25 protein-coding genes are annotated in these 23,405 nt (G+C 64.4%); 13 read left to right on the top strand and 12 right to left on the bottom strand.

Features of this window, described 5'->3' with window-relative positions; genetic code table 11:
* Positions 1-143: 143 nt before the first annotated feature.
* Positions 144-680 (bottom strand): DUF4112 domain-containing protein, encoded by a 537-nt coding sequence (locus tag NLM27_RS27725; protein ID WP_254146309.1) that lies wholly within the window; start codon positions 678-680, stop codon positions 144-146.
* A gap of 59 nt (positions 681-739) precedes the next feature.
* Positions 740-1,165: a DUF5413 family protein gene (locus tag NLM27_RS27730; protein ID WP_254146310.1), complete on the bottom strand. Its 426-nt coding sequence runs from the start codon at positions 1,163-1,165 to the stop codon at positions 740-742.
* 146 nt (positions 1,166-1,311) lie between these two features.
* On the opposite strand from NLM27_RS27730, the gene NLM27_RS27735 reads away from it, so the two are divergent.
* The 3 genes from NLM27_RS27735 to NLM27_RS27745 all read left to right on the top strand — a co-directional run bounded on the left by NLM27_RS27735 (position 1,312) and on the right by NLM27_RS27745 (position 2,331).
* Positions 1,312-1,554 carry a cysteine rich repeat-containing protein gene (locus tag NLM27_RS27735; protein ID WP_254146311.1) on the top strand — a complete coding sequence of 81 codons (243 nt, stop codon included), beginning with the start codon at positions 1,312-1,314 and terminating at the stop codon, positions 1,552-1,554.
* A 31-nt stretch (positions 1,555-1,585) separates the two neighbouring features.
* Positions 1,586-1,816 carry a hypothetical protein gene (locus tag NLM27_RS27740; protein WP_254146312.1) on the top strand — a complete coding sequence of 77 codons (231 nt, stop codon included), beginning with the start codon at positions 1,586-1,588 and terminating at the stop codon, positions 1,814-1,816.
* 248 nt (positions 1,817-2,064) lie between these two features.
* On the top strand, positions 2,065-2,331 hold the full coding sequence (locus NLM27_RS27745; protein WP_254146313.1) for a hypothetical protein: 267 nt from the start codon (positions 2,065-2,067) through the stop codon (positions 2,329-2,331).
* Positions 2,332-2,474: 143 nt separating this feature from the next.
* Here the strand turns inward: NLM27_RS27745 and NLM27_RS27750 are convergent, their stop codons facing one another.
* Positions 2,475-4,088, bottom strand: coding sequence for a hypothetical protein (locus NLM27_RS27750; RefSeq protein ID WP_254146314.1), 1,614 nt, complete (start codon positions 4,086-4,088; stop codon positions 2,475-2,477).
* 37 nt (positions 4,089-4,125) lie between these two features.
* Entirely contained in the window at positions 4,126-5,418 is a 1,293-nt protein-coding gene (locus NLM27_RS27755) for an adenylosuccinate synthase (RefSeq protein WP_254146315.1), read from the bottom strand.
* Positions 5,419-5,842: 424 nt separating this feature from the next.
* Here NLM27_RS27755 and NLM27_RS27760 point away from each other — a divergent pair, with 424 nt between their 5' ends.
* Positions 5,843-6,775 carry a DMT family transporter gene (locus NLM27_RS27760; RefSeq protein ID WP_254146316.1) on the top strand — a complete coding sequence of 311 codons (933 nt, stop codon included), beginning with the start codon at positions 5,843-5,845 and terminating at the stop codon, positions 6,773-6,775.
* Between the two features lie 23 nt (positions 6,776-6,798).
* On the opposite strand, the gene NLM27_RS27765 is transcribed toward NLM27_RS27760, so the two are convergent.
* Positions 6,799-7,494 carry a tetratricopeptide repeat protein gene (locus NLM27_RS27765; RefSeq protein WP_254146317.1) on the bottom strand — a complete coding sequence of 232 codons (696 nt, stop codon included), beginning with the start codon at positions 7,492-7,494 and terminating at the stop codon, positions 6,799-6,801.
* Positions 7,495-7,665: 171 nt separating this feature from the next.
* Between NLM27_RS27765 and NLM27_RS27770 the strand changes: the two genes are divergently transcribed.
* Both NLM27_RS27770 and NLM27_RS27775 read left to right on the top strand, forming a co-directional pair.
* Entirely contained in the window at positions 7,666-8,601 is a 936-nt protein-coding gene (locus NLM27_RS27770) for a DMT family transporter (RefSeq protein ID WP_254146318.1), read from the top strand.
* A 124-nt stretch (positions 8,602-8,725) separates the two neighbouring features.
* The gene (locus NLM27_RS27775) at positions 8,726-9,703 is read left to right on the top strand and encodes a tripartite tricarboxylate transporter substrate binding protein (RefSeq protein WP_254146319.1); all 978 of its coding nucleotides are present in this window, start codon (positions 8,726-8,728) and stop codon (positions 9,701-9,703) included.
* 344 nt (positions 9,704-10,047) lie between these two features.
* Here NLM27_RS27775 and NLM27_RS27780 read toward each other — a convergent pair whose 3' ends face one another.
* Positions 10,048-11,016: an IS110 family transposase gene (locus NLM27_RS27780; RefSeq protein WP_254143541.1), complete on the bottom strand. Its 969-nt coding sequence runs from the start codon at positions 11,014-11,016 to the stop codon at positions 10,048-10,050.
* Between NLM27_RS27780 and NLM27_RS27785 the strand changes: the two genes are divergently transcribed.
* Positions 11,009-11,221: a hypothetical protein gene (locus tag NLM27_RS27785; RefSeq protein WP_254143540.1), complete on the top strand. Its 213-nt coding sequence runs from the start codon at positions 11,009-11,011 to the stop codon at positions 11,219-11,221. The two genes, NLM27_RS27780 and NLM27_RS27785, sit on opposite strands and share 8 nt — an antisense overlap.
* 115 nt (positions 11,222-11,336) lie before the next feature.
* Here NLM27_RS27785 and NLM27_RS27790 read toward each other — a convergent pair whose 3' ends face one another.
* The gene (locus tag NLM27_RS27790) at positions 11,337-13,022 is read right to left on the bottom strand and encodes a methyl-accepting chemotaxis protein (RefSeq protein WP_254146320.1); all 1,686 of its coding nucleotides are present in this window, start codon (positions 13,020-13,022) and stop codon (positions 11,337-11,339) included.
* Positions 13,023-13,274: 252 nt separating this feature from the next.
* Between NLM27_RS27790 and NLM27_RS27795 the strand changes: the two genes are divergently transcribed.
* From NLM27_RS27795 to NLM27_RS27820, 6 genes are all read left to right on the top strand, one after another.
* The gene (locus NLM27_RS27795) at positions 13,275-14,318 is read left to right on the top strand and encodes a C-terminal binding protein (protein ID WP_254146321.1); all 1,044 of its coding nucleotides are present in this window, start codon (positions 13,275-13,277) and stop codon (positions 14,316-14,318) included.
* 87 nt (positions 14,319-14,405) lie between these two features.
* The gene (locus NLM27_RS27800; RefSeq protein WP_254146322.1) at positions 14,406-15,749 is read left to right on the top strand and encodes an ABC transporter substrate-binding protein; all 1,344 of its coding nucleotides are present in this window, start codon (positions 14,406-14,408) and stop codon (positions 15,747-15,749) included.
* A gap of 133 nt (positions 15,750-15,882) precedes the next feature.
* Positions 15,883-16,839, top strand: a complete 957-nt coding sequence (locus NLM27_RS27805; RefSeq protein WP_254146323.1) for a carbohydrate ABC transporter permease — start codon at positions 15,883-15,885, stop codon at positions 16,837-16,839.
* Complete coding sequence (locus NLM27_RS27810; RefSeq protein WP_254146324.1) at positions 16,832-17,731, top strand: carbohydrate ABC transporter permease; 900 nt, start codon at positions 16,832-16,834, stop codon at positions 17,729-17,731. The genes NLM27_RS27805 and NLM27_RS27810 overlap by 8 nt, the downstream gene beginning before the upstream one ends.
* Positions 17,732-17,862: 131 nt before the next feature.
* Complete coding sequence (locus NLM27_RS27815; protein ID WP_254146325.1) at positions 17,863-18,831, top strand: MBL fold metallo-hydrolase; 969 nt, start codon at positions 17,863-17,865, stop codon at positions 18,829-18,831.
* A gap of 140 nt (positions 18,832-18,971) precedes the next feature.
* A complete protein-coding gene (locus tag NLM27_RS27820) occupies positions 18,972-20,327 on the top strand; it encodes an esterase-like activity of phytase family protein (protein WP_254146326.1) in 1,356 nt (451 codons plus the stop codon).
* Positions 20,328-20,380: 53 nt separating this feature from the next.
* On the opposite strand, the gene NLM27_RS27825 is transcribed toward NLM27_RS27820, so the two are convergent.
* Genes NLM27_RS27825 through NLM27_RS27845 form a run of 5 tightly spaced genes read right to left on the bottom strand, consistent with a single transcriptional unit; the run spans position 20,381 to position 23,337 of the window.
* Positions 20,381-21,208, bottom strand: a complete 828-nt coding sequence (locus tag NLM27_RS27825) for an energy transducer TonB (protein ID WP_254146327.1) — start codon at positions 21,206-21,208, stop codon at positions 20,381-20,383.
* Positions 21,208-21,654, bottom strand: a complete 447-nt coding sequence (gene exbD, locus NLM27_RS27830; RefSeq protein WP_254146328.1) for a TonB system transport protein ExbD — start codon at positions 21,652-21,654, stop codon at positions 21,208-21,210. Before exbD ends, NLM27_RS27825 begins: the two co-directional genes overlap by 1 nt.
* Positions 21,655-21,658: 4 nt before the next feature.
* Entirely contained in the window at positions 21,659-22,435 is a 777-nt protein-coding gene (gene exbB, locus NLM27_RS27835) for a tonB-system energizer ExbB (protein ID WP_254146329.1), read from the bottom strand.
* Between the two features lie 26 nt (positions 22,436-22,461).
* Positions 22,462-22,977 (bottom strand): heme utilization cystosolic carrier protein HutX, encoded by a 516-nt coding sequence (gene hutX, locus NLM27_RS27840; RefSeq protein WP_254146330.1) that lies wholly within the window; start codon positions 22,975-22,977, stop codon positions 22,462-22,464.
* A gap of 27 nt (positions 22,978-23,004) precedes the next feature.
* Positions 23,005-23,337, bottom strand: a complete 333-nt coding sequence (locus tag NLM27_RS27845) for an antibiotic biosynthesis monooxygenase (protein ID WP_254146331.1) — start codon at positions 23,335-23,337, stop codon at positions 23,005-23,007.
* Positions 23,338-23,405: the final 68 nt, after the last annotated feature.

A 23,405-nucleotide genomic window follows, 5' to 3' on the forward strand; every position in this document is an offset into this window, starting at 1 on the left:
GTTATTGCGAGCGCAGCGAAGCAATCCAGAATCTTTCCGCGGAGGGACTCTGGATTGCTTCGCTGCGCTCGCAATGACGATACGGAGACATCCGGCGCATTATCGAGCAGATAAAATCGCGGCGAGCGCTCGCAACCGCTGCACTACATCCGCGGCTGCTTCTCCAGCCAGCGGCGGAGCAGGCGCACGTTGCGCATATTGGCGCGGAACATGACGTCGAAGGCGTCGCCGGCGAACGGGACCAGACCGACCACGCCGTCGACCGCGACATTGCCGAGCATGCGCGCCGTAATGTACCAGGGCGCGCCGAGCGCCCTCGCCTCGCGCACCAGCCACAGCGAGATCGCGGTGGTGATGATGTCGCCGACGACCGGGATCAGGCCGATCAGCCCGTCGATGCCGTAGCGGATGTTGGTGCCGGGCAGGATGAAGGCAACGTCGAGAAGTTTTGCGATCGCCTCGAGCCGCGCGATCCGCTGCTCGCGCGTCAGATTGCCGAAGGGATTGCCTTGACCAAACTCGAAGTGAAACTCGCGAAACCCCTGCTCCAGCGTTTCGGGGCGGATCTCGTGCCCCTCCTGATCGATGATCGGCCCGCGCGCCTCCTTGGAGGTCGCACGCGAGCTGGTTCCCGAACGGGATCGGCGCGGAGCAAGGATATCGTCGTCGGACATGGTCATGGTCTCTGGAGAACGCGCCGCCGCGGCGGAGGTTGCTGCGCCGCGCCCGAAGGTCGCGCTCAGGTCGGTGCCGCCGCGGTGTGCGACTCCTCGACATATCTATGCACGAGCCAGGACGAGAGCACCGCCGGCACGAACCCGACGAGGCCGTAAAGGATGAACTGCACCGCGCCCGAATCCGGCCCACGCGAGCTGTAGGTTATCGAGGCCAGGACGAACGCGAACAGGCCGACCAGGAGCATCCGCAGCACCGGGCCGATCCGCCTGATGTGGACCAGGATGTCGTCGACCGCGCCGATCATCAGCGAGGGCAGGAAGCCGAACAGATAGCTGTATTGCAGGGTCTTGAAGAACACGGCGAACAGCTTGCCGATCTCGCCGAGACTGGTCTGGGTCCAATAGCCGGACTGATAGGTCGTCGTCAGCAGCAGCAGGAACCCGCCAACGAACGGGCCGACCAGCGCAAACACCAGATAGCGTTTCATCGAGCACCCTCTCAACTTCGTCCGCCTTATAGCAGCGCCGCGGGAACCTTGAATAGCGGGGCGCAGGCTTCCTCGGAGGGGAACAAGTGGCAGGGCGACGAGTTCATGCAGGACCTTACTTTATCCCTGGCAGATTGGAGCCGCCGATGGCCCGCAAATTCCTCCTGGCGACGATCACGCTGGCGGCCCTGACCGGTCTGTCGAACCCGCCTGCTCTCGCGCAAGGCCACATGGGCACGCCGCAGGAGCAGCAAGCCTGCTCGCGGGATGCATCGCGCTTCTGCCGCAAGGTGCTCGGCAATGACGGTGCGGTACAGAGCTGCCTGCAAGCCAACCGGGCCAAGCTGTCGCGCTCTTGCAGCAAGGTATTTCAGAGCCACGGTATGTGAGGACCGGAACCCGCGAACGGAGCGTGAAGCCATGCTGCGCGACGAACAACTCTCTATCCTGCGGGACATCAGCCAGTCGGTTGCCTTCGCCGACGACCGTCACGGCAAGATGAGCCAGCTGATCGCCGACGGCTACGTGATGAAGGACGGCGATCTGTTCGAGCTCACGGCCAAGGGCGTCACCGCGGTCGAGGAACACGCCGCATCGCTCGGCACGAGCGATGCCGAGCAGGCGAGCACATCCTCCGATCGGTTGATCTGATCGCGCGCGGCGTGACTCGCGCGCAACAATTGCAAATTCATTTGCGATGACCATTGCAGGCGCGTGACAATGGCGCATACTTCGCTCGGGCGGCGCAGCACTTTCGATTCGACATCACAAGTAATCGAGCGACCACATGCGGGATCAACGGTCCCGACGTGAAGGCTGTGACATGCGGCAAGTCAAGCCGCGTGCGGCGCCCCAAAACCAAGTGGCTCAAGCCCAAGGGAAATCGGGGACCATTCCGCATGACACGCTATCAGACCATCGCAACTCTCTTCGCGGTCGCAACCAGCGCCATCGTACTCCAGACATCACCCGGCCTCGCCTTCTCGTCCGAAGCGCAGCAGATGTGCACGGGCGATGCGATGCGGCTGTGCTCCAGTGAAATTCCCGACATCCCGCGGGTCAGGGCCTGCATGGTGCGGAACAAGGCGCATGTCAGCCCCGGCTGCCGCGCCGTGATGGACCGCGAAGCCACCGCGTCGCGCAAGCGGGAAGCCGCCGCGCAGTAGTCATCCTTCCAGGATGTCATTCCGGGGCGGTGCGCAGCACCGAACCCGGAATCCATTTCTCTATGTCACGTGCTGCCTATGTCACGTGCTGCGCAATGGATTCCGGATTCGTGCTTCGCACGCCCCGGAATGACAGCAGCAGCTTAATCGCCCCACTGCGCGAAGGCGTCGTTGAAGGCGCGTTCGCCGGGGGCGCCCTTCTCGATGGCGATGATGGCGCGGCGCTGGTTGGCGTAGACCAGCGGCACGTCGAACCACGAGCGCTCCTTCAGGAGCTGCACGTTGCGGGCGCGGTCGGCATCGACATTGGAGAGGCCGACCAGGAAGAACCCGTCGGTGACCTTGACGGCGAGGCCCGCGAGCGGCGTGCCCCGCGCCTGCTCGTTCGACTTCATCAGGATGCCCGGCACGTTGGAGACGCTGCCGCCCGGAAAGTCCGGCGGCAGGATGAAGGTCAATTCCGCGGTGTGGCTCGCCGGCAGCGAGGAGTCGGTGTTACGGCGGAATGACATCGTCATCTTGAACTTGCGGTCGGGAATCTCGATGTCGGCGCGTACGGCGACGTCGGCCTTCTGGTTGCCGGATGCCTTGATCGGCTCCAGCCGCCACACCACCGAGCCGACATATTGCTTGCCCTTCGGGTCGGACGGATCCTCGTCATAAAGCACGACCTTCTGCGCCACCGGCGCGACTGGCTGGTCGCTGGCCGAAGGCTGGCCGACGCGATCGGGAATCTTCGGCTTGCTCTGCGGCTGCGCCGGATTCGGCGTCTCCACGACCTGGGTCGCGGACGGCTTGAGGAAGCCGTTGACGATCTGAACCAGCTGCTTGCCCCAGAGGATGCCGGCACCGACCAGGATCAGCACGATGCCGACGGCGATCGCGCTCTTGAACGGGAAGGCGGAGCCGGTGCGGACGCGCTTCTTGGCGTCGCGCTCGGCGCCGATGCGCGAACGCGGCGACGGGGGCTGCGGCTGCGGCGTGTAGCGCTCGGCCTCCTCGATCGACTCGTCGTAGGAATAGGGCGCGTCGGACTCGCCGGTGCGATTTTCCAGGCTCGGCTCCAGCCGGTCGAACTCCGGTGAGGGCGAGGGCACGTTGGCGTAGGTGCGGCGCGCGGCACGGCTCGCCTGCGCGGCGGCGCCGCCGAGATCGTTGGCATCGGCCGTGATGTCACGGAAGCCGCGCACGCCCGGCGCGGTTGGCGGCGGTGACGGCGGGCCCACGTCCGGCGGACGACGGCCACCCGCGCGATCGCGTCCGGCCGGCGGCTCCGGCATCGCCGGCGGCGCGGACGGACCGGGCTGGCGCGGGGCATCGAAACGCGGCGCGCGCGGTGGGCGCGGCGCCTCGCCCTGATCCTCGGCGCCAAAGGACGGACGGTCGGCACGCGGCGGGGTCGGAACCGGACGCGTGCGTGGCTGGGCCGGCTGAGACGCGGGCGCGTTACCCTCTGCGGCGCGGGCGCTGGCCCGGCGGAAGGCATCGCCGCTGCCGCTACCACGGGTGGCGCCTCCACCGGGGCGCGAGGCCTCGCGCGCGCGCTGGGCGGCCTCCGATTCGACCTTGCGGACAGCCTCTTCCAGCGACAGCCGTTCGCGGGTGATCTCGGATTCCGAGAGCGGCGGCTGCACGCTGCGCAGCTGCGCGATCAGTGCCGTGCGCGCCCGCTCATAGAGCGCGCGACGGCTTTCGCCGGGAGCGTTGGGGTCCAGGGCGGCAATAGCGCGGGCGATCAGCGGGTAGTAATCAGCCATTTCTACTCAACTATACGCGCGTCCCGGTAAGATAGCGTTAAGCCTCAAACGGATTTTGCACCAGGATAGTATCCTCGCGTTCGGGGCTGGTGGAAAGCAATGCGACCGGGCACCCCACCAATTCCTCGATCCGGCGGACATATTTGATGGCCTGGGCCGGCAGGTCGGCCCAGGACCGCGCGCTGGCGGTCGGCTCCTTCCAGCCCTCGATGGTCTCGTAGATCGGCTCGACCCGGCTTTGCGCGCCCTCTCCGGCCGGGAAATGGTCGATCTCCTTGCCGTCGAGCTTGTAGCCGGTGCAGACCTCGATCGTGTCGAAGCCGTCGAGGATGTCGAGCTTGGTCAGCGCCAGGCCGTTGATGCCGCAGGTCCGGACCGCCTGGCGGACCAGCACGGCGTCGAACCAGCCGCAACGGCGGGGCCGCCCGGTATTGGTGCCGAATTCGCGGCCGCGCTCGCCGATCTTGCGGCCGGTCTCGTTGTCCTGCTCGGTCGGGAACGGGCCCTGGCCGACGCGGGTCGTGTAGGCCTTGCACAGGCCGAGCACATAGCCGACCGCGCCCGGCCCGAGGCCGGCGCCGGTCGCGGCCTGCGCCGCCACCGTGTTGGACGAGGTGACGTAAGGATAAGTGCCGTGATCGACGTCGAGCAGCGCGCCTTGCGCCCCCTCGAACAACATGCGCTTGCCTTCGCGCCGCTTGATGTCGAGCAGCCGCCAGACCGTCTCGGCATAGGGCAGCAGCTGCGGCGCCATCGCCATCAGCTCTTTCAGGATCACCGCGCCGTCGAATTCCGGCAGGTTGAGGCCGCGGCGCAGCGCATTGTGGTGCGCCAGCAGGCGGTCGATCTTGTGCGGCAGCGTCTGATGATCGGCAAGATCCATCAGGCGGATGGCGCGGCGGCCGACCTTGTCCTCATAGGCAGGCCCGATGCCGCGGCGCGTCGTGCCGATCGCGGTCGCCGCGCTGGCGGATTCACGGTGCGCATCGAGCTCGCGGTGCAGCGGCAGGATCAGCGTGACGTTCTCCGCGACGCGCAGGTTGTCAGGGCTGACATCGACCCCTTGCGACCTGAGCTTGGCGACCTCGTCGAGGAAGGCGGCGGGATCGAACACCACGCCGTTGCCGATCACCGACAGCTTGCCCTCGCGCAGCACGCCGGAGGGCAGCAGCGCGAGCTTGTAGGTCTTGCCGTTGATCACCAGCGTGTGGCCGGCGTTATGGCCGCCCTGGAAGCGGACAACGATGTCCGCCTGCTCCGACAACCAGTCGACGATCTTGCCCTTCCCTTCGTCGCCCCATTGGGCGCCGACGACGACAACGTTGGCCATTCGCGGGTAATCCCTGTTCAATCTGTCTCTAGGAGGCATGATCCTCGCGGAAAACCGGTGCCCACTCTTCCGGGATCATGCCTGCGCCCAGCCCAATCAGCGGCCGGAGCCGCCCGCACGCAAGGCAGCCAACCGGATAAAGGAAGCAGCCCCTCTAGGCAAGCAAGAACGGGGCTTTTTCGGGGCCCAAAGCCCGACCCAAGCCTTTGATATCCCCTGAAAATCCAGAAACCCTTGGGGACGGCCGAGCGGCTTCGACCAAAGCGTAAGACGCCCTGTCCGTCGCTGCATGGTCGCGATGCGTCCGCCCCCCGTTGATGCCATCTCGATTTCCGTGTCTTTGAGCAGAGCCGGGCGATGAACCGGCCCGGACCTCGCCGGGCCGGAAGGCCTCGGCGTCATCCGCGGGGCCATAACAATCGCCATGTCCGCCACCGGCCAGACCACCGGCACCGACACATCCGGTCACGGCTGGATCGCCAATCAGCCTTACCTGCTGCTCAGCATCACCGCGCTGTGCTGGGCCGGCAACGCCATCGTCGGCCGGCTCGCCGCCGGGCACATTCCGCCGGTCACCCTCTCCTTCCTGCGCTGGTTCTTCGCCTTCCTGCTGGTGCTGCCGTTCGCCTGGAAGCATCTTGCGCAGGACTGGCCCGCGATCCGCGGGCGGCTTGGCCTGATGATCACCCTCTCGGTCACCGGCATCGGCGCCTTCAACACACTGCAATATTGGGCGCTCGAGCATACCCAGGCGCTGAACACGCTGCTGCTGCAGTCGGCCGCGCCGCTGGTCGTGGCCCTGTGGTCGCTGGCCATCCTCGGTATCCGGCTCACCGCAGCGCAGGCGTTCGGCGTGCTGCTGTCGATGTGCGGCGTGCTCACGATCCTGCTGCATGGCGATTTCACCACGCTCTCCAACATCGAGTTCAACAAGGGCGATCTCATCTTCATCGTCGCGCTCGTGATCTTCGCGCTCTATTCGGTGCTGACGCTGAAGCGTCCGCCGATGCATGGCCTGTCCTTCCTCGCCTTCACCTTCGGCTGCGGCGCCGCCTGCCTCATTCCGCTGGAGATCTGGGAATTGTTCGCGCGGCCGGTGATGAAGCTCGACGGGCCGAACCTGCTGACGCTGTTCTATGTCGCGGTGTTCCCGTCGACGCTCGCCTATCTCTGCTTCAATCGCGGCGTCCGCCTGATCGGCGCCAACCGCGCCGCGCCGTTCTTCCATGTCGTGCCGGTGTTCGGCTCGATCATGGCGATGGCGTTTCTGGGCGAGCACCCGCAGGCGTTCCACATCATCGGCTTTGCATTGGTGCTGTCGGGCGTGTTCGTGGCGTCACGGAAGCAGGCGGCGTAGTTACACGCGTCCATCGCAAAGCGCTACTTCCTCGCGGTTTTCAAGAGCTCCTCTGCTGCACTGACACCGCTCTTTGCCTTGAGTGTCAGAGCGGTTGGCTGTGCACTCCATGCGGAAACCAGTTTTTCCGCTTTCTCGAGTTCCGGCTTGGACAACATGGAAGCCATCTCGTTCACATTTTTCCTGGGCGCCAGTGTCGAGAGCTTGAAATACGCATACGACAACGACAAATCTCTCGGCGTTCCCTTCCCCGCAGAATACGCCATGGACAAGCTATAGAGGGCCCTGGGATATCCCTGATCGCCAGCCATCTTCCACCACTTCAGCGCCTCCTGCGAATTTCCCTGCCTGTCATACAGATTGGCAACATCGTGCTGGGCGAGCGAATATCCGGCTTTGGCGGCAACAAGCTTGTATCTCAGCGCTTCATTCGGATCGGCCGTTACGATGCCCGCACCTTGCCCATCGTAATAACAACCGAGCTTGTAGGCGCCCAACGGGTCGTTGGATGCAGCGGCTTTTTGAAACCACTCGAATGCCTGCCTCGGATCCTGTCGGGTGCCGATGCCGTTGTTATGCATCATGCCGACATGATATTGCGCTTCTGCATGTCCCTTGTTGGCCAATGCCACCATCCCATTGAAGGTGTCCGCGTCGCCCGCGTTGGCCGGTATTGAAAAAATCAAAAAGCATGAAAAAGCAAAGGCGATGAATTTCACGTCGATCCTCCGATTGGCGCGATTCGAACTCATTGTCCGGTTCATCGCCCAAGGCCTTCTGCGTCCAACATATTAGCCGCCCAAGCCGCCACTTTGGTTCATGGGCGCATTGTAGCATTGCGGCGGCATGGCTTGTGCCGCAACGACGATCCGGCGCAATCTGAGGCATCAATGACGATCGCTTCGCCCGCGCCACCGGCCTCGAATCCGGCCGGTTGGCTCAACAACCAGCCTTATCTGCTGCTCAGCCTGAGCTCGCTGTTCTGGGCCGGCAACATCGTGCTCGCGCGCCATGTCGGCGCGCATGTGCCGCCGCTGACCGTGACCACGATCCGCTGGTTCGGCGTGTTCCTGATCCTGTTGCCGTTCGCCTGGCCGCATCTGAAGCGCGACTGGCCTGCCTTGCGCGACAGCCTGCCGCTGATGCTGTTCCTGTCGCTGGTGGGCTTTGCCTTCAACAACGCGATCTCGTACTGGGCGATGCAATACACCGAGGCGCTGAACGCACTGTTGATCCAGTCGGCAGGTCCCCTGTTCGTGGCGCTGTGGTCACTGGCGCTGTTCGGCGTGCGGCTGACGGGCGCGCAGCTCGCCGGCATCGCGATCTCGCTTCTCGGCGTGCTCATCATCATCCTGCGCGGCGATCTTGCCGCGCTCGCGAGCATCAGCTTAAACAGGGGCGACATCATGTTCGCCTCCTCGCTGGTGGCGTTCGGACTCTATTCCGCCTTCATCCCGCGGCGGCCAAAGATCCACCAGCTCTCCTTCCTCTCCTTCACCACCTGCTGCGGCGCGACCATGCTGCTGCCGACCGCAATCTGGGAAGCGGGAAGCGGCCGCGTGCTGCAATTCGACGCAACGACGCTGGCGACGATGGGCTACATCCTGATCTTTCCCTCGACGCTGGCCTATCTCTTCTTTAACCGCGGCGTGGCGCTGATCGGCCCGAACCGCGCCGCGCCGTTCTTTCATCTGGTGCCGGTGTTCGGCTCGGCGATGGCGATCCTACTGCTCGGCGAAAAGCTGCAGCCGTTCCACCTGATCGGCTACGCGCTGGTGCTCGCCGGCGTCGTGATCGCGTCGCGCCAGGGCTCAGCGGTGAAGTAATTCCGCGACGTGGACGCTCGCGCGCGTCCCCGGACGCGGCGAAGCGCGACACCAGACGCATCTTTCTCTTTATCCTCCGAGACGCTAGGTTCCCCGCCAACGAAAAAAGAGGGAACGTCCAGACATGCTTTCAGCGTTAATTCGAAACCTGCGCGCCGTCGCTACGGCCACGCTCTGTCTCGCCGCCGTATCCACGGCTCACGCCGACAATTATCCCAGCCGCAACATCACGCTGGTGCTGCCATTCGCGGCCGGCAGCGGCACCGACACCACGACGCGGCTGATCTCGCAGCATCTGTCGCAGGCGCTCGGGGTCGGTATCGTGATCGAGAACAAGGCCGGCGCCAACGGCATGCTCGCCGCCACCTATGTCGCGAAGGCCGCCCCCGACGGCTACACGCTGCTGGTGACGACCAACACGACGCATTCGGCCAATCCCTACCTGCTCAAGAGCCTCACTTACGATCCGGTCAAGGATTTCGCCCCGATCGCGCGCACCGGCGATCTGCCCTTCATGCTGGTCGTCAATCCCGAAGTGCCGGCCAAGACCGTCGGCGAGCTCGTCGCTTATGGCAAGGCCAATCCGGGCAAGCTGAGCTACGCCTCGGGTTCGTCCTCGGCGATCGTGTCGGGCGCGACCTTTGCGCACAATGCCGGGCTCGACCTCCTGCACGTGCCCTACAAGAGCTCGCCGCCGGCGCTCAACGACGTCATGGGCGGCCGCGTCTCGATGATGTTCGTGGACATCCTGACCGGCCTGCCCCACGTCAACGGTAACGCACTGCGTGCACTCGCGGTCACCACCAAGGAGCGCTCACCGCTGGTGCCGCATCTGCCCTCGATGCAGGAGGCCGGCGTGCCTGATTTCGACATCTCGTCGTGGCAGGGCTATTTCGGCCCCGCCGGCACGCCGAAGGAGATCGTGACGCGGCTCAACGCGGAGATCAGGAAGATCGTCGAGAATCCGGAGATCAAGGCCAAGCTCGCCACCCTCGGCATGGACGCCTTCTCGGGCACGCCGGAAGAGCTTGGCACCTTCGTGAACCAGCAGCTCGTGCTGTGGGAGAAGCTGATCACGAACGCGAAGATCGAGAAGCAGTAGGCCGGTCTCGCGTCCCGGACGCGGCGCGGCATGCAATGACGCGACGCTGAGCCGGGACCCAGAATGCCGCAAGCATGGGCCCCGGCTCCGCAGCGCACCGCTGAAGAAGCGCTGCGCTGCGTCCGGGGCACGAGGTCTCGTAGCAACCATTAAGTGGCGGCGGTTTTTTGTGCCCTTTCGGATCGCCTGCGTCATCGATGATGACGCCGTACTCGCGTCCGTCAAGGCGTGGCCTGGCAGCAGGTCAGGTGAGGTTAGGGCGAGCGACGGCCATCCTTGACGGTCGCTGCGCGCGACGTCATGAGGAGCCGTAGGTCGGGACGAAGAAACACGTCGCGGTCGAACTAAGAAACAGAGAACGATCGCACTGGCGGTTTGTCGCACCACGGCGTGCCGCGAGCCACCACTGTGTTGGCGAAGATGAGCATCTTCCTGGCGCAGGCAACGAGCGCGCGCTTGTGTTCCTTTCCGGCCGCAGTTAGCCGTCGGTAGAGCTGGATGAGCTGCGGGTTCCATCGAAACGATGCAGCGAGTGAAGCCGTATAAAGGGCGCGACGCAGCCGCTTGCGTCCGCCCTCGATATGCCGACCGCCGGTCTGGTCGCCGCTGTCGTCGTCATAGGGCGCAAGGCCGGCGAGAGCGACAGCTTGCTCCCGCGTGATCCGGCCGATCTCAGGCAGGCGCACCAGGATGGCAACGGCGGTCGGCAACCCGATGCCGTCGACGCTGTTGATCAGCGCAAGCCTCTTGGCAAGGTCGGGATGCTTGCGGATCGAGGCGACCAGGGCCTTGAGTGCCGCCGTCTCACGTTGTTCCAGGCGAGCGATATCCTCCTGCCAGAGCTTGTTGATCCCTACATTGCGGCAGCTCTCGATCCTGTTCTTCAGGCGCGCGATATCCTCACCGATCTGATCGATCATGGTCAGCTGCTCGGCAAATGGCAGCAACCGGGGATCGGGCGCGGCATGGATCTTCCGCACTGCTGCGGTGCAAGCTGCGATAAGAGCGGCATCCATCTTGTCGTTCTTGGCTCGCTGCAGGTGGAATTTAGCATAGGCCCGGACCTGAGCCGGCTGAAACACCACAACCACAAACCGCTTGCGCCGCAGTTCGGCGACGACAGGCTGCTCGTAACCGCCGCTCGCCTCGATGCCGATGCGTTTGACGCGATGCTGTCGCAGCCACGCCAACAGGTCCTCGTGACCTTCCGGCGTGTTCTTCACCTGCAGCTGCTCGCGGCGGCCCTCGATCGCCACATCGAGCTTCCGTTTGCCGGTATCGATCCCGGCACAGATCGTGGTATGCTTGGCCATCTTCGTCGATCCCTCCCTTGTGATGCGAACCTCAAGTTCGTTCAACCATTCGGGTCCCGATGAAGTGCCGATCGCGATCTCGCTACGTCAGACAGCCCTCAAGGCTTTGGTGGGCACCGATCCGATCGAACGGCGACCCAGCTCGGGCGGCCACCCGGGCTGGGCCATTCCTCACGGAACGGTTCAATATAAGCCGTCCGGCTAATACAAGGGTGGGCAAAGCCGTAGCGTGCCCACCATTACTCGCCACGAATTCAAAAAGAAAAGGTGGGCACGACGCTTGCGCGTCTTTGCCCACCCTACGAATTCAGCGCGAGCATTTAGGCCGCGCGCACCTTGGCGAGGAAGCCGTCGACGGCGCTGCGCAGCGCGCCGGACTGGTTGTCCAGCTCGCGGGCGTTGGAGAGCACGTCGGTGGCCGCGCTGCCGGTCGCTTCCGCGGCCGAAGTGACGCTGCCGATATGGGCGTTGATCTCGCTGGAGCCGGCCGCGACCGACTGGATGTTGCGGGCGATCTCGCGGGTCGCCTCGCCCTGCTGCTCGATCGATGCGGAGATGCCGGCGGTGATCTCGCTCATCTCGGCGATGGTCTGGGTGATGCCGGAGATAGCCGTGACCGCGTCGCTGGTCGAGGTCTGCATCGCCGCGACCTGCGCGGAGATCTCCTCGGTCGCCTTCGCGGTCTGGTTGGCGAGCGCCTTGACCTCGGAGGCGACGACCGCGAAACCGCGGCCGGATTCACCGGCGCGTGCCGCCTCGATGGTGGCATTGAGCGCAAGCAGGTTGGTCTGCGCGGCGATCGAATGGATCAGCTTGACGACCTCGCCGATCTTCTCGGCGCCGGTCGAGAGCACCTGCACGGTCGCGTTGGTCCGCTCGGCGTCGCTGACGGCGCGGCTTGCGACTTCGGTCGAGCGGGTGACCTGGCGGGAGATTTCCGCAACCGAGCTCGACAGCTCTTCGGCGGCAGCCGCAACCGTGCCGACATTGCCGGAGGCCTTTTGCGAGGCCGCGCCGACCGTTGCCGCACGCGACGAGGCGTCGCTCGCGGTCGCGGTCATCGACTGCGCGGTCGACTGCATGCCGGCCGCGGCCGAGGAGACCGAGCGGACGATGCCGTTGACGCTGCGTTCGAAGTCGTTGGCGATGCCCTCCATCGCGCTGCGACGTTCCGCCGCGGCCCGTTCCTTGGCATCGGCCTCGGTCTTCTCGAGGTCGCGGATGCGAACGGCGTTGTCCTTGAAGATCTGCACGGTCGAGGCCATTTCGCCGACCTCGTCGCCACGGCCGACGCCCGGAATGTCGCCTTCGAGGCTGCCATTGGCCAGTGCCTTCATGCGGGTCCCTAGCAGCGCGAGCGGGCGGCTGATGCTGCGGCCGATCAGCCAGGCGACGCTGCCGGCGACGATGACGATGCCGAGCATGGCGAAGCCGAGCAGCCAGTAGATCGGGACCATCTTCTCGTCGATGTCCTCGAGATAGGCGCCGGTGCCGAGATACATGTCGAAGCCGGGCACCGCGACGGAGTAGCCGAGCTTGCGGATCGGCTTTGGCTGGCCGGGTTTCACGTATTCATAGAAGAGCAGGAGTTCGCCATTGGCCTTGACCCCGTCCATGATCTCGCGAGACAGCTTCCGACCGTTCGTCTCCACGTCCATGCGGTTGGTGCCGATCTGCTTCGGATCAGGCGCGAGCTGCGTGATGCCGTCATAGGTGGTGCCGAACAGATAGCCGGAGCCCTTGTCGTAGGTCATCGCATTGCCGTAGCGGCGCAGCTCGGCGAGCGCGGCCTCCTTGGTCATCTCACCGGCATTGACCCGCTTCACCAGCGTGGCCGCATAGTTGCGGGCCAGCTCGACGATCGCCTTGGTCTGGTCGATGCGCGCGTTCACCATCTCGCGCTTCATGAGGTAGCCGGCAAGGACACCGGAGATGCACAGGCCGAACAAGGTGACGCCGACAAGGACGCCCAACTTCGGGGCGATCTTCAGATTGCTCAACTTCACGATGGGCTCCTCGGATAGCGCGGACTGCGCGCATGCCTTTTTGATTTGAGTCAAATTTTAGTGTGGCACCCATTAGCAAGTTACTTACGCACCTCCGTAGAAGCCCGGAAGCAGCCGCAAAAACGAGCAATTTATCTCCATGCCGACAACCGGGAATTGTACGCGACGACATGGATTTCGCGTAAAAGACGCAAAGGCCCGTCATTGACGTCGGGTCACAACAAGAACCGACAGACCAAATCGGAGCAAGAAATGCCGAAATACAGGGTGGTAACGCCGAAGGGCGCGAGCTTCACGGTCGCAAGCAGCGACTATTCCTTTGAGCGCGAGGCGCTCGATCCGATCGACGCCGAGATCATCGAGGCGCCGGCCGACGAAGCCGGGTTCATTGCCGCCGCCAAATCCGCCGACGCCATCTATGCCAAGAGCATCCCCATCACCAAGTCGATCATCGACGCGCTGGACAATTGCAAGGTCATCACGCTCGGCTCGGTCGGCGTCGACAGCGTCGACATCAAGGCCGCGACTGCCCGCGGCATTCCCGTCACCAATATCCCCGACACCTTCATCGAGGAGGTCGCCGACCACGCCATGATGCTGCTGCTCGCGGGCTTCCGCCGCCTGGTCGAGCAGGACCGCATGGTGCGCGACGGCCGCTGGGCCGAGGGTCGGCCGGCGCTGCTCAAGGTCCCCAGGCTGATGGGCCAGACGCTCGGTTTCATCTCGTTCGGCCGCGTCGCGCGTGCGGTTGCGAAACGCGCCGCGCCCTTCGGCCTGCGCATGATGGCCTACGATCCCTTCATCCAGGAAACGCTGATGTACGACCACGGCGTCGTTCCGGCGACGCTGAACGAGGTGCTGTCGCAATCCGACTTCGTCTCGATGCATGCCCCTGCAAGGCCCGAGGTGCATCACATGCTGACCGAGAAGCACTTCCGGCAGATGAAGAAGGGTTCGATCTTCATCAACACCGGCCGCGGGGCTACGGTGGACGAGGAAAGCCTGATCAAGGCGCTGCAGGAGGGCTGGATCGCCCATGCCGCCCTCGACGTGCTGGAGAAGGAACCGCCCTCGCACAACAATCCGCTGCTCGGCATGGAGAACGTGACCCTGACCGCCCATGTCGCCTCGGCCTCGGCACGGTTCGACGAGGCGCGCAAGCGCCGCGTGGGCTACGAATTGTCACTGGTGCTCCAGGGCATGTGGCCGGTAAGCTGCGTCAATCCGTCGGTGCTGCAAAGCACCGCGCTCCGCCGCTGGCAGCCTGTCAGCATGGATCGCGGACCGAACAGCTAAGGCGGCCGGCGCAAGGCGCGTCGAAGACCGAAACGGCCCTTCACCGGCGATCAACGCCGGGAAGGGAGACATCATAGGGAGGAACTGATGAGGAACGACATCACACGTCGTGATGCCTTGGCGCTGGGCCTGTCCGCTGCGGCCATCGCCGCGACCGGTACTGCTGCGAATGCCCAATCCGCGATCAAGGCCGCGGACGTCCCCGCACCGAAGCTGCCGATCGAGAAGGGCGCGTCCTTGCGCATGCTGCGCCCGGTGCGCTTCGTCCAGGCCGACGAGGACGTGTTCCGCGCCAATGCGGCCAAGTTCACCAAGGAGACCGGTGTCGAGATCAAGGTCGACTTCGTCGGCTGGGAGGACATCAACCAGCAGACCGCGGTGACCGCCAATTCCGGCGCCGGCCCCGACATCATCATCGGCTTCTCCGATGCTCCGCACATCTATATCGACAAGCTGATCGAGTTGACCGATGTCGCCGACTATCTCGGCAAGAGGTATGGCGGCTGGCAGAACCTTGCGAAGGCCTACGGCAAGAAGGCCAAGAGCGACACTTGGATCGGGCTCCCGTTCGGCGCCACGGCCGGCCCCCTGATCTATCGCAAGTCGATTCTCAAATCTGTCGGGTTCGACAAGGCCCCGGAGGACCATGCCGGCCTCCTGGATCTCTGCAAGAAGCTGCAGAAGGCCGGCAAGCCCGCCGGCTTTGCGCTGGGCAACGCCGTCGGCGACGGCAACGGCTTTGCCGACTGGATGATGTGGTCGCACAACGCCGCGCTGTTGGATGAGGAAGGCAATGTCACCATCAACAGCAAGGAGACCATCGCCGCGCTGCAATATGTCAAGGAGCTCTATCCGACCTTCATCCCCGGGACGCCCTCCTGGAACGACGTCAGCAACAACCGCGCGTACTCCTCACAGGAAATCGGACTGACCGCGAACGGCGTCTCGTTGTACTTCTCGCTGAAGAACGATCCGGCGCTGGCCGCAATTGCCGAGGATTCCGAGCATCAGCTGCTGCCGAAGGGGCTTGCACCGGTCTCGCCAATGTCGGGATTGACGCTGAACGCCATGGTATTCAAGCACAGCCAATATCCCAACGCCGCAAAGGCCTTCCTGACATTCATGCTGGAGAAGGACCAGTATGAGCCGTGGCTCAACGCAAACAGCGGCTACTGGTCGCAACCGCTGGCGGCCTATGCCGATGCTGCGGTGTGGAAGGGCGACCCCAAGGTCGCGATCTTCAAGAACACCATGAACAGCAACTACTACGCCGGCTACAAGGGTCCGATCTCGACCGCCACGGGTGCGGTTCGCGCAGACTATGTGACGGTGCAGATGTTCGCCTCGGTCGCGACCGGTGCGGCAACACCGGAGGCCGCCGCCGCGGAAGCGGAGCAGCGCTGCAAGCGATACTTCAGGCGGCAGCGATAACGGCCGATAGGCCGTCATTGCGAGGAGCACTTGCGACGAAGCAATCCAGACCTTCACCGAGGAGACAGACTGGATTGCTTCGCTTCGCTCGCAATGACGGTGTGGTGACTTTCGAGAACAGGACAACACACTGATGTCCGTGACGACGCTTTCTTCTCCCGCCCTCGCGCACCGGCAGCCCTCATGGCTTGTTCGTCTGTTCGACTACAAGCCGTTCCTGATCGTGATGTGCCTGGCACCAGCGATCGGGCTGCTCGCGGTGTTCCTGACCTATCCGCTCGGCCTCGGCATCTGGCTCGCCTTTACCGACACCACGATCGGCCGGCGCGGCATCTATATCGGCTTCGAGAATTTCCAGTATCTGCTCACCGACCCCCTGTGGTGGAACGCGGTGTTCTACAGCGTGGTCTACACCTCGATCGCGACCTTCGGGAAGTTCGCGCTCGGCTTCTGGCTCGCGCTGCTGCTCAACAACCATTTCCCGTTCAAGAGCCTCTTGCGCGCGATCATCCTGCTGCCCTGGATCGTGCCGACGGTGCTCTCGGCGCTGGCGTTCTGGTGGATCTACGATCCGCAATTCTCGATCATCTCCTATCTCCTGGTCGACGTGCTGCATTGGCGCGACACCAATGTCGACTTCCTCGGTTCGCCCTGGCCGGCGCGATTCTCGCTGATCGCCGCCAACATCTGGCGCGGCATTCCCTTCGTCGCGATCTCTCTGCTGGCGGGGCTTCAGACCATCTCGCCCTCGCTCTACGAGGCTGCAATGCTCGACGGCGCCAGCGCCTGGCAGCGCTTCCGCTACATCACCTTCCCGATGATGATGCCGATCCTCGCCATCGTCATGACCTTCTCGATCATCTTCACCTTCACCGACTTCCAGTTGGTCTACGCCATCACCCGCGGCGGGCCCGTGAACTCGACCCACCTGCTGGCAACACTGGCCTTCCAGCGCGGCATTGCCGGCGGCGAGCTCGGCGAAGGTGCCGCGATCGCGGTGTCGATGATCCCGTTCCTGGTGTTCGCGACGCTGTTCTCCTATTTCGGCCTGGCGCGCCGCAAATGGCAGCAGGGAGAGAGCAATGACTGATACCGTCGCTCAACCGGCTGTCGCCGACGCGAAGGCAGCGCCCGACACGATGGCCTGGGATTCCGGGCTGCGGCGGCTGATGATGATCTATCTGCCGCTCGGCTGCTTCGTACTCATCCTGCTGTTCCCGTTCTATTGGATGGCGATCACGTCGTTCAAGCCGAACGCAGAGCTGATGAACTACAAGGAGCACAATCCGTTCTGGATCTCCTCGCCGACGCTGGCGCACATCAAGCACCTCTTGTTCAATACCGCCTATCCGCGCTGGCTGTGGACGACGATGTTCGTGGCGATCGGGTCGACCACGCTGTCGCTGATCGCGAGCACGCTGGCTGCCTATGCCATTGAGCGCCTGCGCTTCCGCGGCAGCCCCTATGTCGGCCTCGGCATCTACCTGGCGTATCTAGTGCCGCCGTCGATCCTGTTCATCCCGCTCGCCACGGTCGTGGTGCAGTTCGGCCTGTTCGACTCGCCGCTGGCGCTGATCCTGGTCTACCCGACCTTCCTGGTGCCGTTCTGCACCTGGCTCCTGATCGGCTATTTCAAGTCGATCCCCTACGAGCTCGAGGAATGCGCGCTGGTCGACGGCGCCACGCGGCTCCAGATCCTGCGGCGGATCACGCTACCGCTCGCGGTGCCCGGCTTGATCTCGGCCGGCATCTTTTCCTTCACACTGTCCTGGAACGAGTTCATCTACGCGCTCGCCTTCATCCAGAGCGGCGCCAACAAGACCGTCCCGGTCGCGATCCTGACCGAGCTCGTCACCGGCGACGTCTACCAGTGGGGTGCGCTGATGGCGGGCTCGCTGCTCGGCTCGCTGCCGGTTGCGGTCTTCTACTCCCTGTTCGTCGACTATTACGTGTCCTCGCTGACCGGCGCGGTAAAGGAGTAGCGGCTTCCGTGCGATCACGGTGGATCGTGCTATCGTGGTAGAACGCCGGCCTTCGCTGGTGCTACCTGCCGCACCGGCGGCGGGTGTGGGCGTTGGTGCCATCGATCCTCGCTCCAGAAAGCGAGGATTGCATGGGTTCGCCAAAGCTCCCCTCATTGTCCCGGCGCGGCTTTTGCCTCTGTTGTGTCGGCGGCGCTTTCGCTGCGACGACGGGCTGGCTCAGCCCCCGGCAGGCCTACGCCGAGGCGCGCGGCCTCGTCAGCCTGATCAAGGACAGCGCGGCAACGTCTCCCATCACGACCTACAAGCTGCGCAACAATATCAGCGTGCTGGAAGGATCCGGCGGCAACATCGCCGTCCTCACGGGACCGGACGGAAAACTTCTGGTCGATGGGGGCATCGGCGTCTCGCGCCCGCAGCTCACCAAGGCGCTGGCCGAGCTCGGCAAGGAGCCGATCGCGCACCTCGTCAATACGCACTGGCACTTCGACCACGCCGACGGCAATGAATGGCTGCAGGCGGCCGGCGCGAAGATCATTGCCCACGAAAATACCCGCAAGCACCTCTCCGTCGTTCAGCGGGTCGAGGACTGGGACTATAATTTCCTCGCCCTGCCCGCCAGCGCGGTCCCGGCCCAGGTGTTCGCCAAGGAGCACGATCTCAAGGTCAACGGCGCATCGGTTGCGATGAGGTACTACGGGCCGGCACATACCGACGGCGACATTTCGGTGATGTTTACCGAGGCCAATGTCCTGCATGTCGGCGACACCTACTGGAACGGCATCTATCCGTTCATCGACTATTCGACCGGCGGCAGCATCAACGGCATGATCGCGGCGTCGGATGCGAATCTGGCGGTGGCGAAGGACGACACCATCATCATTCCCGGTCACGGCAAGCCGGTCAGCAACAAGGCCGAGCTGCAGGCATTCCGCGACATGCTGGTCGCGATCAGGGACAATGTCGGCAATCTCAAGAAACAGGGAAAGTCGCGCGAGGAGATCGTTGCCGCCAAGCCCACGGCCGCATTCGACGCGAAATTTGGGCAGTTCCTCGTCGATCCCGGCTTCTTCACCAGGCTGGTCTATGAGGGCGTGTGATGCCGGCCGCAGCGCTTGCGATGCGCTGCGACTCACCCGCGCGGTAAGGGAGTAACCGGGCACTGCGGCGTTTGGCCCAGCTTCACAAAACTGCAATGTGCCGTCCGCATAAGGCGTGCGTCCGCCAACAGGAGACGCACATGCGCGCGACTTTTCTTGCCACCGTCGCAACGATCATTCTCACCGCGAGCCCCGCGCTCGCGCAGAGCGAAGGTGAATTCCCGGCCAAGCTCGCCGGCCACGTGGTGATGCCGGCCGAGTCGTTGATCGACGCTCCGGCCGATGCGCCCGCCGATCTCAAGACCTCAGGCAAGTACACCACGGGCAAGCGCGTCGACGCGCTCGGCACCGTGATGGGCAAATCCTTTGAGCGGGCGACCGGCGTGTCGCTGCCGTTCAAGGGCCAGCCGCTGCAGGGCCATTCCGGCATCAAGACCATGCCCGACGGCACGTTCTGGGTCATCACCGACAACGGCATGGGCGCGCGCGCCAACTCGCCGGACTCGATGCTGTACCTGAACCGCTACAAGATGGATTGGGCCAGCGGCAAGATCGAGCGGCTGGAGACCATCTTCCTGCACGATCCCGACAAGAAGGTACCCTTCCGCATCGTGCATGAGGACACGCAAAAGCGTTACCTCACCGGCGCGGACTTCGACACCGAGGGCTTCCAGATCATCGGCGACACCTTCTGGATCGGCGATGAGTTCGGCCCCTATATCCTGAAGGCCGACAAGTCCGGCAAGATCCTGGCCGTGTTCGAGACGGTCGCGGACGGCAAGCCGGTGCGCTCGCCCGACAATTGGGCGGTGGGAACGCCGGCTGCGCCGGGCGCGACCTACACCAACGTCAACCTCCGCCGCTCCAAGGGCTATGAGGGCTTTGCCTCGTCCAAGGACGGAAAATTCCTCTACGGCCTGCTCGAAGGACCGCTGTGGGACGCCGACAAGAAGGACTGGGAGAAGGTCGATGGCAAGGAAGCCTCCCGCATCCTCGAATTCGACGTCGCCGCTGAGAAGTTCACCGGCCGCTATTGGCAGTATGTGTTCGAGCAGAACGGCAACGCCATCGGCGACTTCAACATGATCGATCCGGCCTCCGGCCTCATCATCGAGCGCGACAACGGCGAAGGCACCGCCGACAAGGCCTGCCCGCAAGGCACCCGCGGCGCGAACTGCTTCCCCGACATCGCCAAGTTCAAGCGCGTCTACAAGATCGAGGTCACCGACGCCAATGTCGGCAAGCCCGTGCGCAAGATCGGCTATATCGACCTGTTGAAGATCAAGGATCCCGACAAGAAGGCGAGGAAGCCACTCAACGACGGCGTCTACACCTTCCCGTTCTTCACCATCGAGAACGTCGATCGCGTCGACGAGACCCACATCATCGTCGGCAACGACAACAATCTGCCGTTCTCGTCCAGCCGCGATCCCAACAAGGCCGATGACGACGAGTTCATGCTGCTCGATGTCGCGGATTTCCTGAAGGCGAAGTGAGCCAAACTTTCTGCTCCTCTCCCGCCGGGCGCGGGGGAGGAGTTCGTCGTCCATCACTTGCCGAACGCGACACCAACGTTGATGGGAATCGTCGCATAGTTGATGTCAGACGGCACCGGCGGGAATGGCTGGGCCTGGCGCACCATTGCCATGGCCTGGGCATCGAGCACTGCCACGCCCGAGGAGCCGCCGAGGCGGCTTGACAGCACCTGACCGCCACGGCCGAGCGTGAAGCTCACCTTGACCACGCCCCTCTGGCCGTTCGCACTTGTCGGATACTGGTGGAAGCGCATGAGGTGCGCGCGGACTCGCTGATAATAGGTCGCCATTGCTGAAGCGACCGAGCCGGCATTCACCGCGGAGGCCAGCGGCGCCTCGCGCTCGGCACGTGGCGGGGCGCTAGTGCGGGGCGCGGGGGGCGCGTCCGACGGCTTCCGGGCGTCGGGGCGCACCACCTTGGGCTTGACCGGAGCCGGCTTCTCCACGGAGGCAACTTTCGCAGGCTCGGGCTTTGGCGGGCTTGGCTCGAGCTTCTGCTCCGGCAGGGCAACCACATCCGGCTTTTCCTGCGGGGGCGTCGGCGGAATCATATCCTCGACGGCCTGCTGCTGCATCGGCTCCGGCGGCGAGGCATCCGCCTGCTGCATCACGGGTCCCGGCGCGATATCGAGCGGCGTCGACTGCGGCGCAGACGTCTCCGGCGTCATGTCGATGAGGATGGCCGGCATGTTGACGCCTTCGTCGGGGACGTGCTTCAGCCAATTCATCGCGAGCAGCGCAGCGGCAACATGCAATGCCACGATCACGCCCGCCGACAGGCCCCAGCGCGCGGCCTCCCTCTCGCCGAGCGGCTCGTGCAGGACGAACGCGTTCGCGGTCATCAGCTGCGTCCGTCGAGGCCGACGAGGGCGACCTTGAGATAGCCGGCATTGCGCAAGCTGTTCATCACCTCCATCAGGTCGCCATAGGAGACCGCCTTGTCGGCACGCAGATAAATGCGTTCGTCCTTGCGGCCCTTGGTGGCGGCAGCGAGCGAGGTGCCGAGCGCGTCGCGGCCCACGACGTCTTCGCCAACCGCGATCGAAAGGTCCGGCTTCACGGTGACGAAGACCGGCTTGTCGGGCCGGGGCGCCGGCTCGGCGGCGGTCGCCGGCAACTCGACGCCGATATCGACGGTAGCGAGCGGCGCGGCGACCATGAAGATGATCAGCAGCACCAGCATCACGTCGATGAACGGCGTGACGTTGATCTCATGGGTGACGTCGAGATCGTCAGGGTCGCCACGCTTGAGCGGCGATCCCGAACGTGCGCCGAGCTTCGCGGCCATGGCCTTACTCCGCCGCCCGCGCCAGGCGGAATTCTCTGTGGTCGCGCTGGCGGCTCACCAGCAGCATCAGCTGCGCCGAGGCATCGCCGAGCAGTGCGCGGTAATTGGCGATACCGCGAACGAGATGATTGTAGATCACGACCGCCGGGATCGCGGCGACGAGGCCGAGTGCGGTGGCGAGCAGCGCCTCCGCAATGCCGGGTGCGACCACCGCAAGGCTCGTGGTGTGGCTCTCGGAAATGCCGATGAAGGAATTCATGATGCCCCAGACCGTGCCGAACAGGCCGACGAACGGCGCGGTGGCACCGATGGTCGCGAGCACGCCGGTGCCGCGCGCGATCTGCCGGGACATCGCCGCCTCGACCCGCTCCAGCCGCAGCGCCACGCGCTCCTGGAGGCCGTCGTCGAGGACGCCGCCGGAGAGCTCCGCCTCCCTGGCGCAGGACTGAATGAGCTGGGCGACCGCATCATGCGCATCGCCGGCCCGTGCCGCTGCATCAGCCAGTGTCAAATTGCCTTCGAGCGCGCAGGTCCGCTGCAAGGCCAGCGCGCCCTTGCGGCGCAGCTCGATGGTCTTGGCGAGCCATACCGTCCACGTCATCAGCGAGGCGACAGCGAGCCCGACCATCACCATCTTCACGATGATGTCGGCGCTGACGAACATGCCCCAGGGCGACAGATTGCGCGGCAACAGCGCCTCGTCGATCGCGAAGGCCGGCGACGGCGCGAGCGCCAGAACGATTGTTAGGATCACGTGCCGAAGCCTGGAATTGCCTTGCATGCTGATCTCCCGACAGACAGAGAAAGCTACGCGGCCGGCTGTGCCGCGATGCGGTCCGCAAGCTGCCTGAACCGCGCCAGCTGATCCGCACGAAGGGCCCGGGTCTCGTCGCGGCCGACGAAGACCTTGAACATGATGCCGCCGTCAGCATTGACGAAGGCGGCGAAGGCCGAAGTCTTGCCCATGAAGGGACGCTCGACGAAGGCCACGGCCGCGCAGCGCTCGTGGCGAAGATGGCCATGCAATCCCTTGGGCTGCATCAGGTTGAAGTAGCCGCGGCCGATCTCGCCCGCGGGAATTGCGCCGGTGAACTCGAAGATCGCATCATCCGTGTGCACGATCAGGGTGACCTCGCCCCATTCGGCGATGTCCTGCATGGCGACGGCGAAGTGCTCGCCGCCGCTCATACGCACCATCGATGACGGCAGCGCCTCGATCACCGCGCGCGGCGTGACCTTGCGCTCACGCGCAACGTCCTCGATGACCGCGCCGGGATTGTCGGCCATATACGCCCAGAGGTCGGCAAGATCGGTGCTCAGCATATCCGGCTCCTCATCTCTACCACCGCCTCAGGCCGCTACGGCCTTGCGCTCGCTCTGGATCACCTCAAAGCCCTCGAACTTGGGATGTCCGAGATAGAGGCTCTCGCCCGTCTGATTGTCGGCGCGGGCATGGGCGCGGCGAAACTGGTCCGAACGGGTCCAGGCCTCGAACGCGGCCTTATCGACCCAAAGCGTGTGCGACGAATAGAGGGTGTGATCCTCGGCCTCAGGACCCTTCAAGAGATGAAATTCGACGAAGCCCGGCATGCTGCCGAGATAGGATTCGCGGGTCGCCCAGACGGTTTCGAACGCGGTCTCCGCGCCCTTCTTCACCTGGAAGCGATTCATAGCGATGAACATGAAAGTCTCTCCTTCTTATCAAGTCGAAAACGCGCCGAAGCCGCGCTGGAGCATCAGCGCGGCCCGGC

Source organism: Bradyrhizobium sp. CCGB12, from assembly GCF_024199845.1.
Lineage (GTDB): Bacteria > Pseudomonadota > Alphaproteobacteria > Rhizobiales > Xanthobacteraceae > Bradyrhizobium.

Bases quoted from the DNA above. Each gene is read 5' to 3' on its own strand.
- NLM27_RS27725 (WP_254146309.1), bottom strand. From the start codon at position 680: ATGACCATGTCCGACGACGATATCCTTGCTCCGCGCCGATCCCGTTCG.
- NLM27_RS27730 (WP_254146310.1), bottom strand. From the start codon at position 1,165: ATGAAACGCTATCTGGTGTTTGCGCTGGTCGGCCCGTTCGTTGGCGGG.
- NLM27_RS27735 (WP_254146311.1), top strand. From the start codon at position 1,312: ATGGCCCGCAAATTCCTCCTGGCGACGATCACGCTGGCGGCCCTGACC.
- NLM27_RS27740 (WP_254146312.1), top strand. From the start codon at position 1,586: ATGCTGCGCGACGAACAACTCTCTATCCTGCGGGACATCAGCCAGTCG.
- NLM27_RS27745 (WP_254146313.1), top strand. From the start codon at position 2,065: ATGACACGCTATCAGACCATCGCAACTCTCTTCGCGGTCGCAACCAGC.
- NLM27_RS27750 (WP_254146314.1), bottom strand. From the start codon at position 4,088: ATGGCTGATTACTACCCGCTGATCGCCCGCGCTATTGCCGCCCTGGAC.
- NLM27_RS27755 (WP_254146315.1), bottom strand. From the start codon at position 5,418: ATGGCCAACGTTGTCGTCGTCGGCGCCCAATGGGGCGACGAAGGGAAG.
- NLM27_RS27760 (WP_254146316.1), top strand. From the start codon at position 5,843: ATGTCCGCCACCGGCCAGACCACCGGCACCGACACATCCGGTCACGGC.
- NLM27_RS27770 (WP_254146318.1), top strand. From the start codon at position 7,666: ATGACGATCGCTTCGCCCGCGCCACCGGCCTCGAATCCGGCCGGTTGG.
- NLM27_RS27775 (WP_254146319.1), top strand. From the start codon at position 8,726: ATGCTTTCAGCGTTAATTCGAAACCTGCGCGCCGTCGCTACGGCCACG.
- NLM27_RS27780 (WP_254143541.1), bottom strand. From the start codon at position 11,016: ATGGCCAAGCATACCACGATCTGTGCCGGGATCGATACCGGCAAACGG.
- NLM27_RS27795 (WP_254146321.1), top strand. From the start codon at position 13,275: ATGCCGAAATACAGGGTGGTAACGCCGAAGGGCGCGAGCTTCACGGTC.
- NLM27_RS27800 (WP_254146322.1), top strand. From the start codon at position 14,406: ATGAGGAACGACATCACACGTCGTGATGCCTTGGCGCTGGGCCTGTCC.
- NLM27_RS27805 (WP_254146323.1), top strand. From the start codon at position 15,883: ATGTCCGTGACGACGCTTTCTTCTCCCGCCCTCGCGCACCGGCAGCCC.
- NLM27_RS27810 (WP_254146324.1), top strand. From the start codon at position 16,832: ATGACTGATACCGTCGCTCAACCGGCTGTCGCCGACGCGAAGGCAGCG.
- NLM27_RS27815 (WP_254146325.1), top strand. From the start codon at position 17,863: ATGGGTTCGCCAAAGCTCCCCTCATTGTCCCGGCGCGGCTTTTGCCTC.
- NLM27_RS27820 (WP_254146326.1), top strand. From the start codon at position 18,972: ATGCGCGCGACTTTTCTTGCCACCGTCGCAACGATCATTCTCACCGCG.
- NLM27_RS27825 (WP_254146327.1), bottom strand. From the start codon at position 21,208: ATGACCGCGAACGCGTTCGTCCTGCACGAGCCGCTCGGCGAGAGGGAG.
- exbD (WP_254146328.1), bottom strand. From the start codon at position 21,654: ATGGCCGCGAAGCTCGGCGCACGTTCGGGATCGCCGCTCAAGCGTGGC.
- exbB (WP_254146329.1), bottom strand. From the start codon at position 22,435: ATGCAAGGCAATTCCAGGCTTCGGCACGTGATCCTAACAATCGTTCTG.
- hutX (WP_254146330.1), bottom strand. From the start codon at position 22,977: ATGCTGAGCACCGATCTTGCCGACCTCTGGGCGTATATGGCCGACAAT.
- NLM27_RS27845 (WP_254146331.1), bottom strand. From the start codon at position 23,337: ATGTTCATCGCTATGAATCGCTTCCAGGTGAAGAAGGGCGCGGAGACC.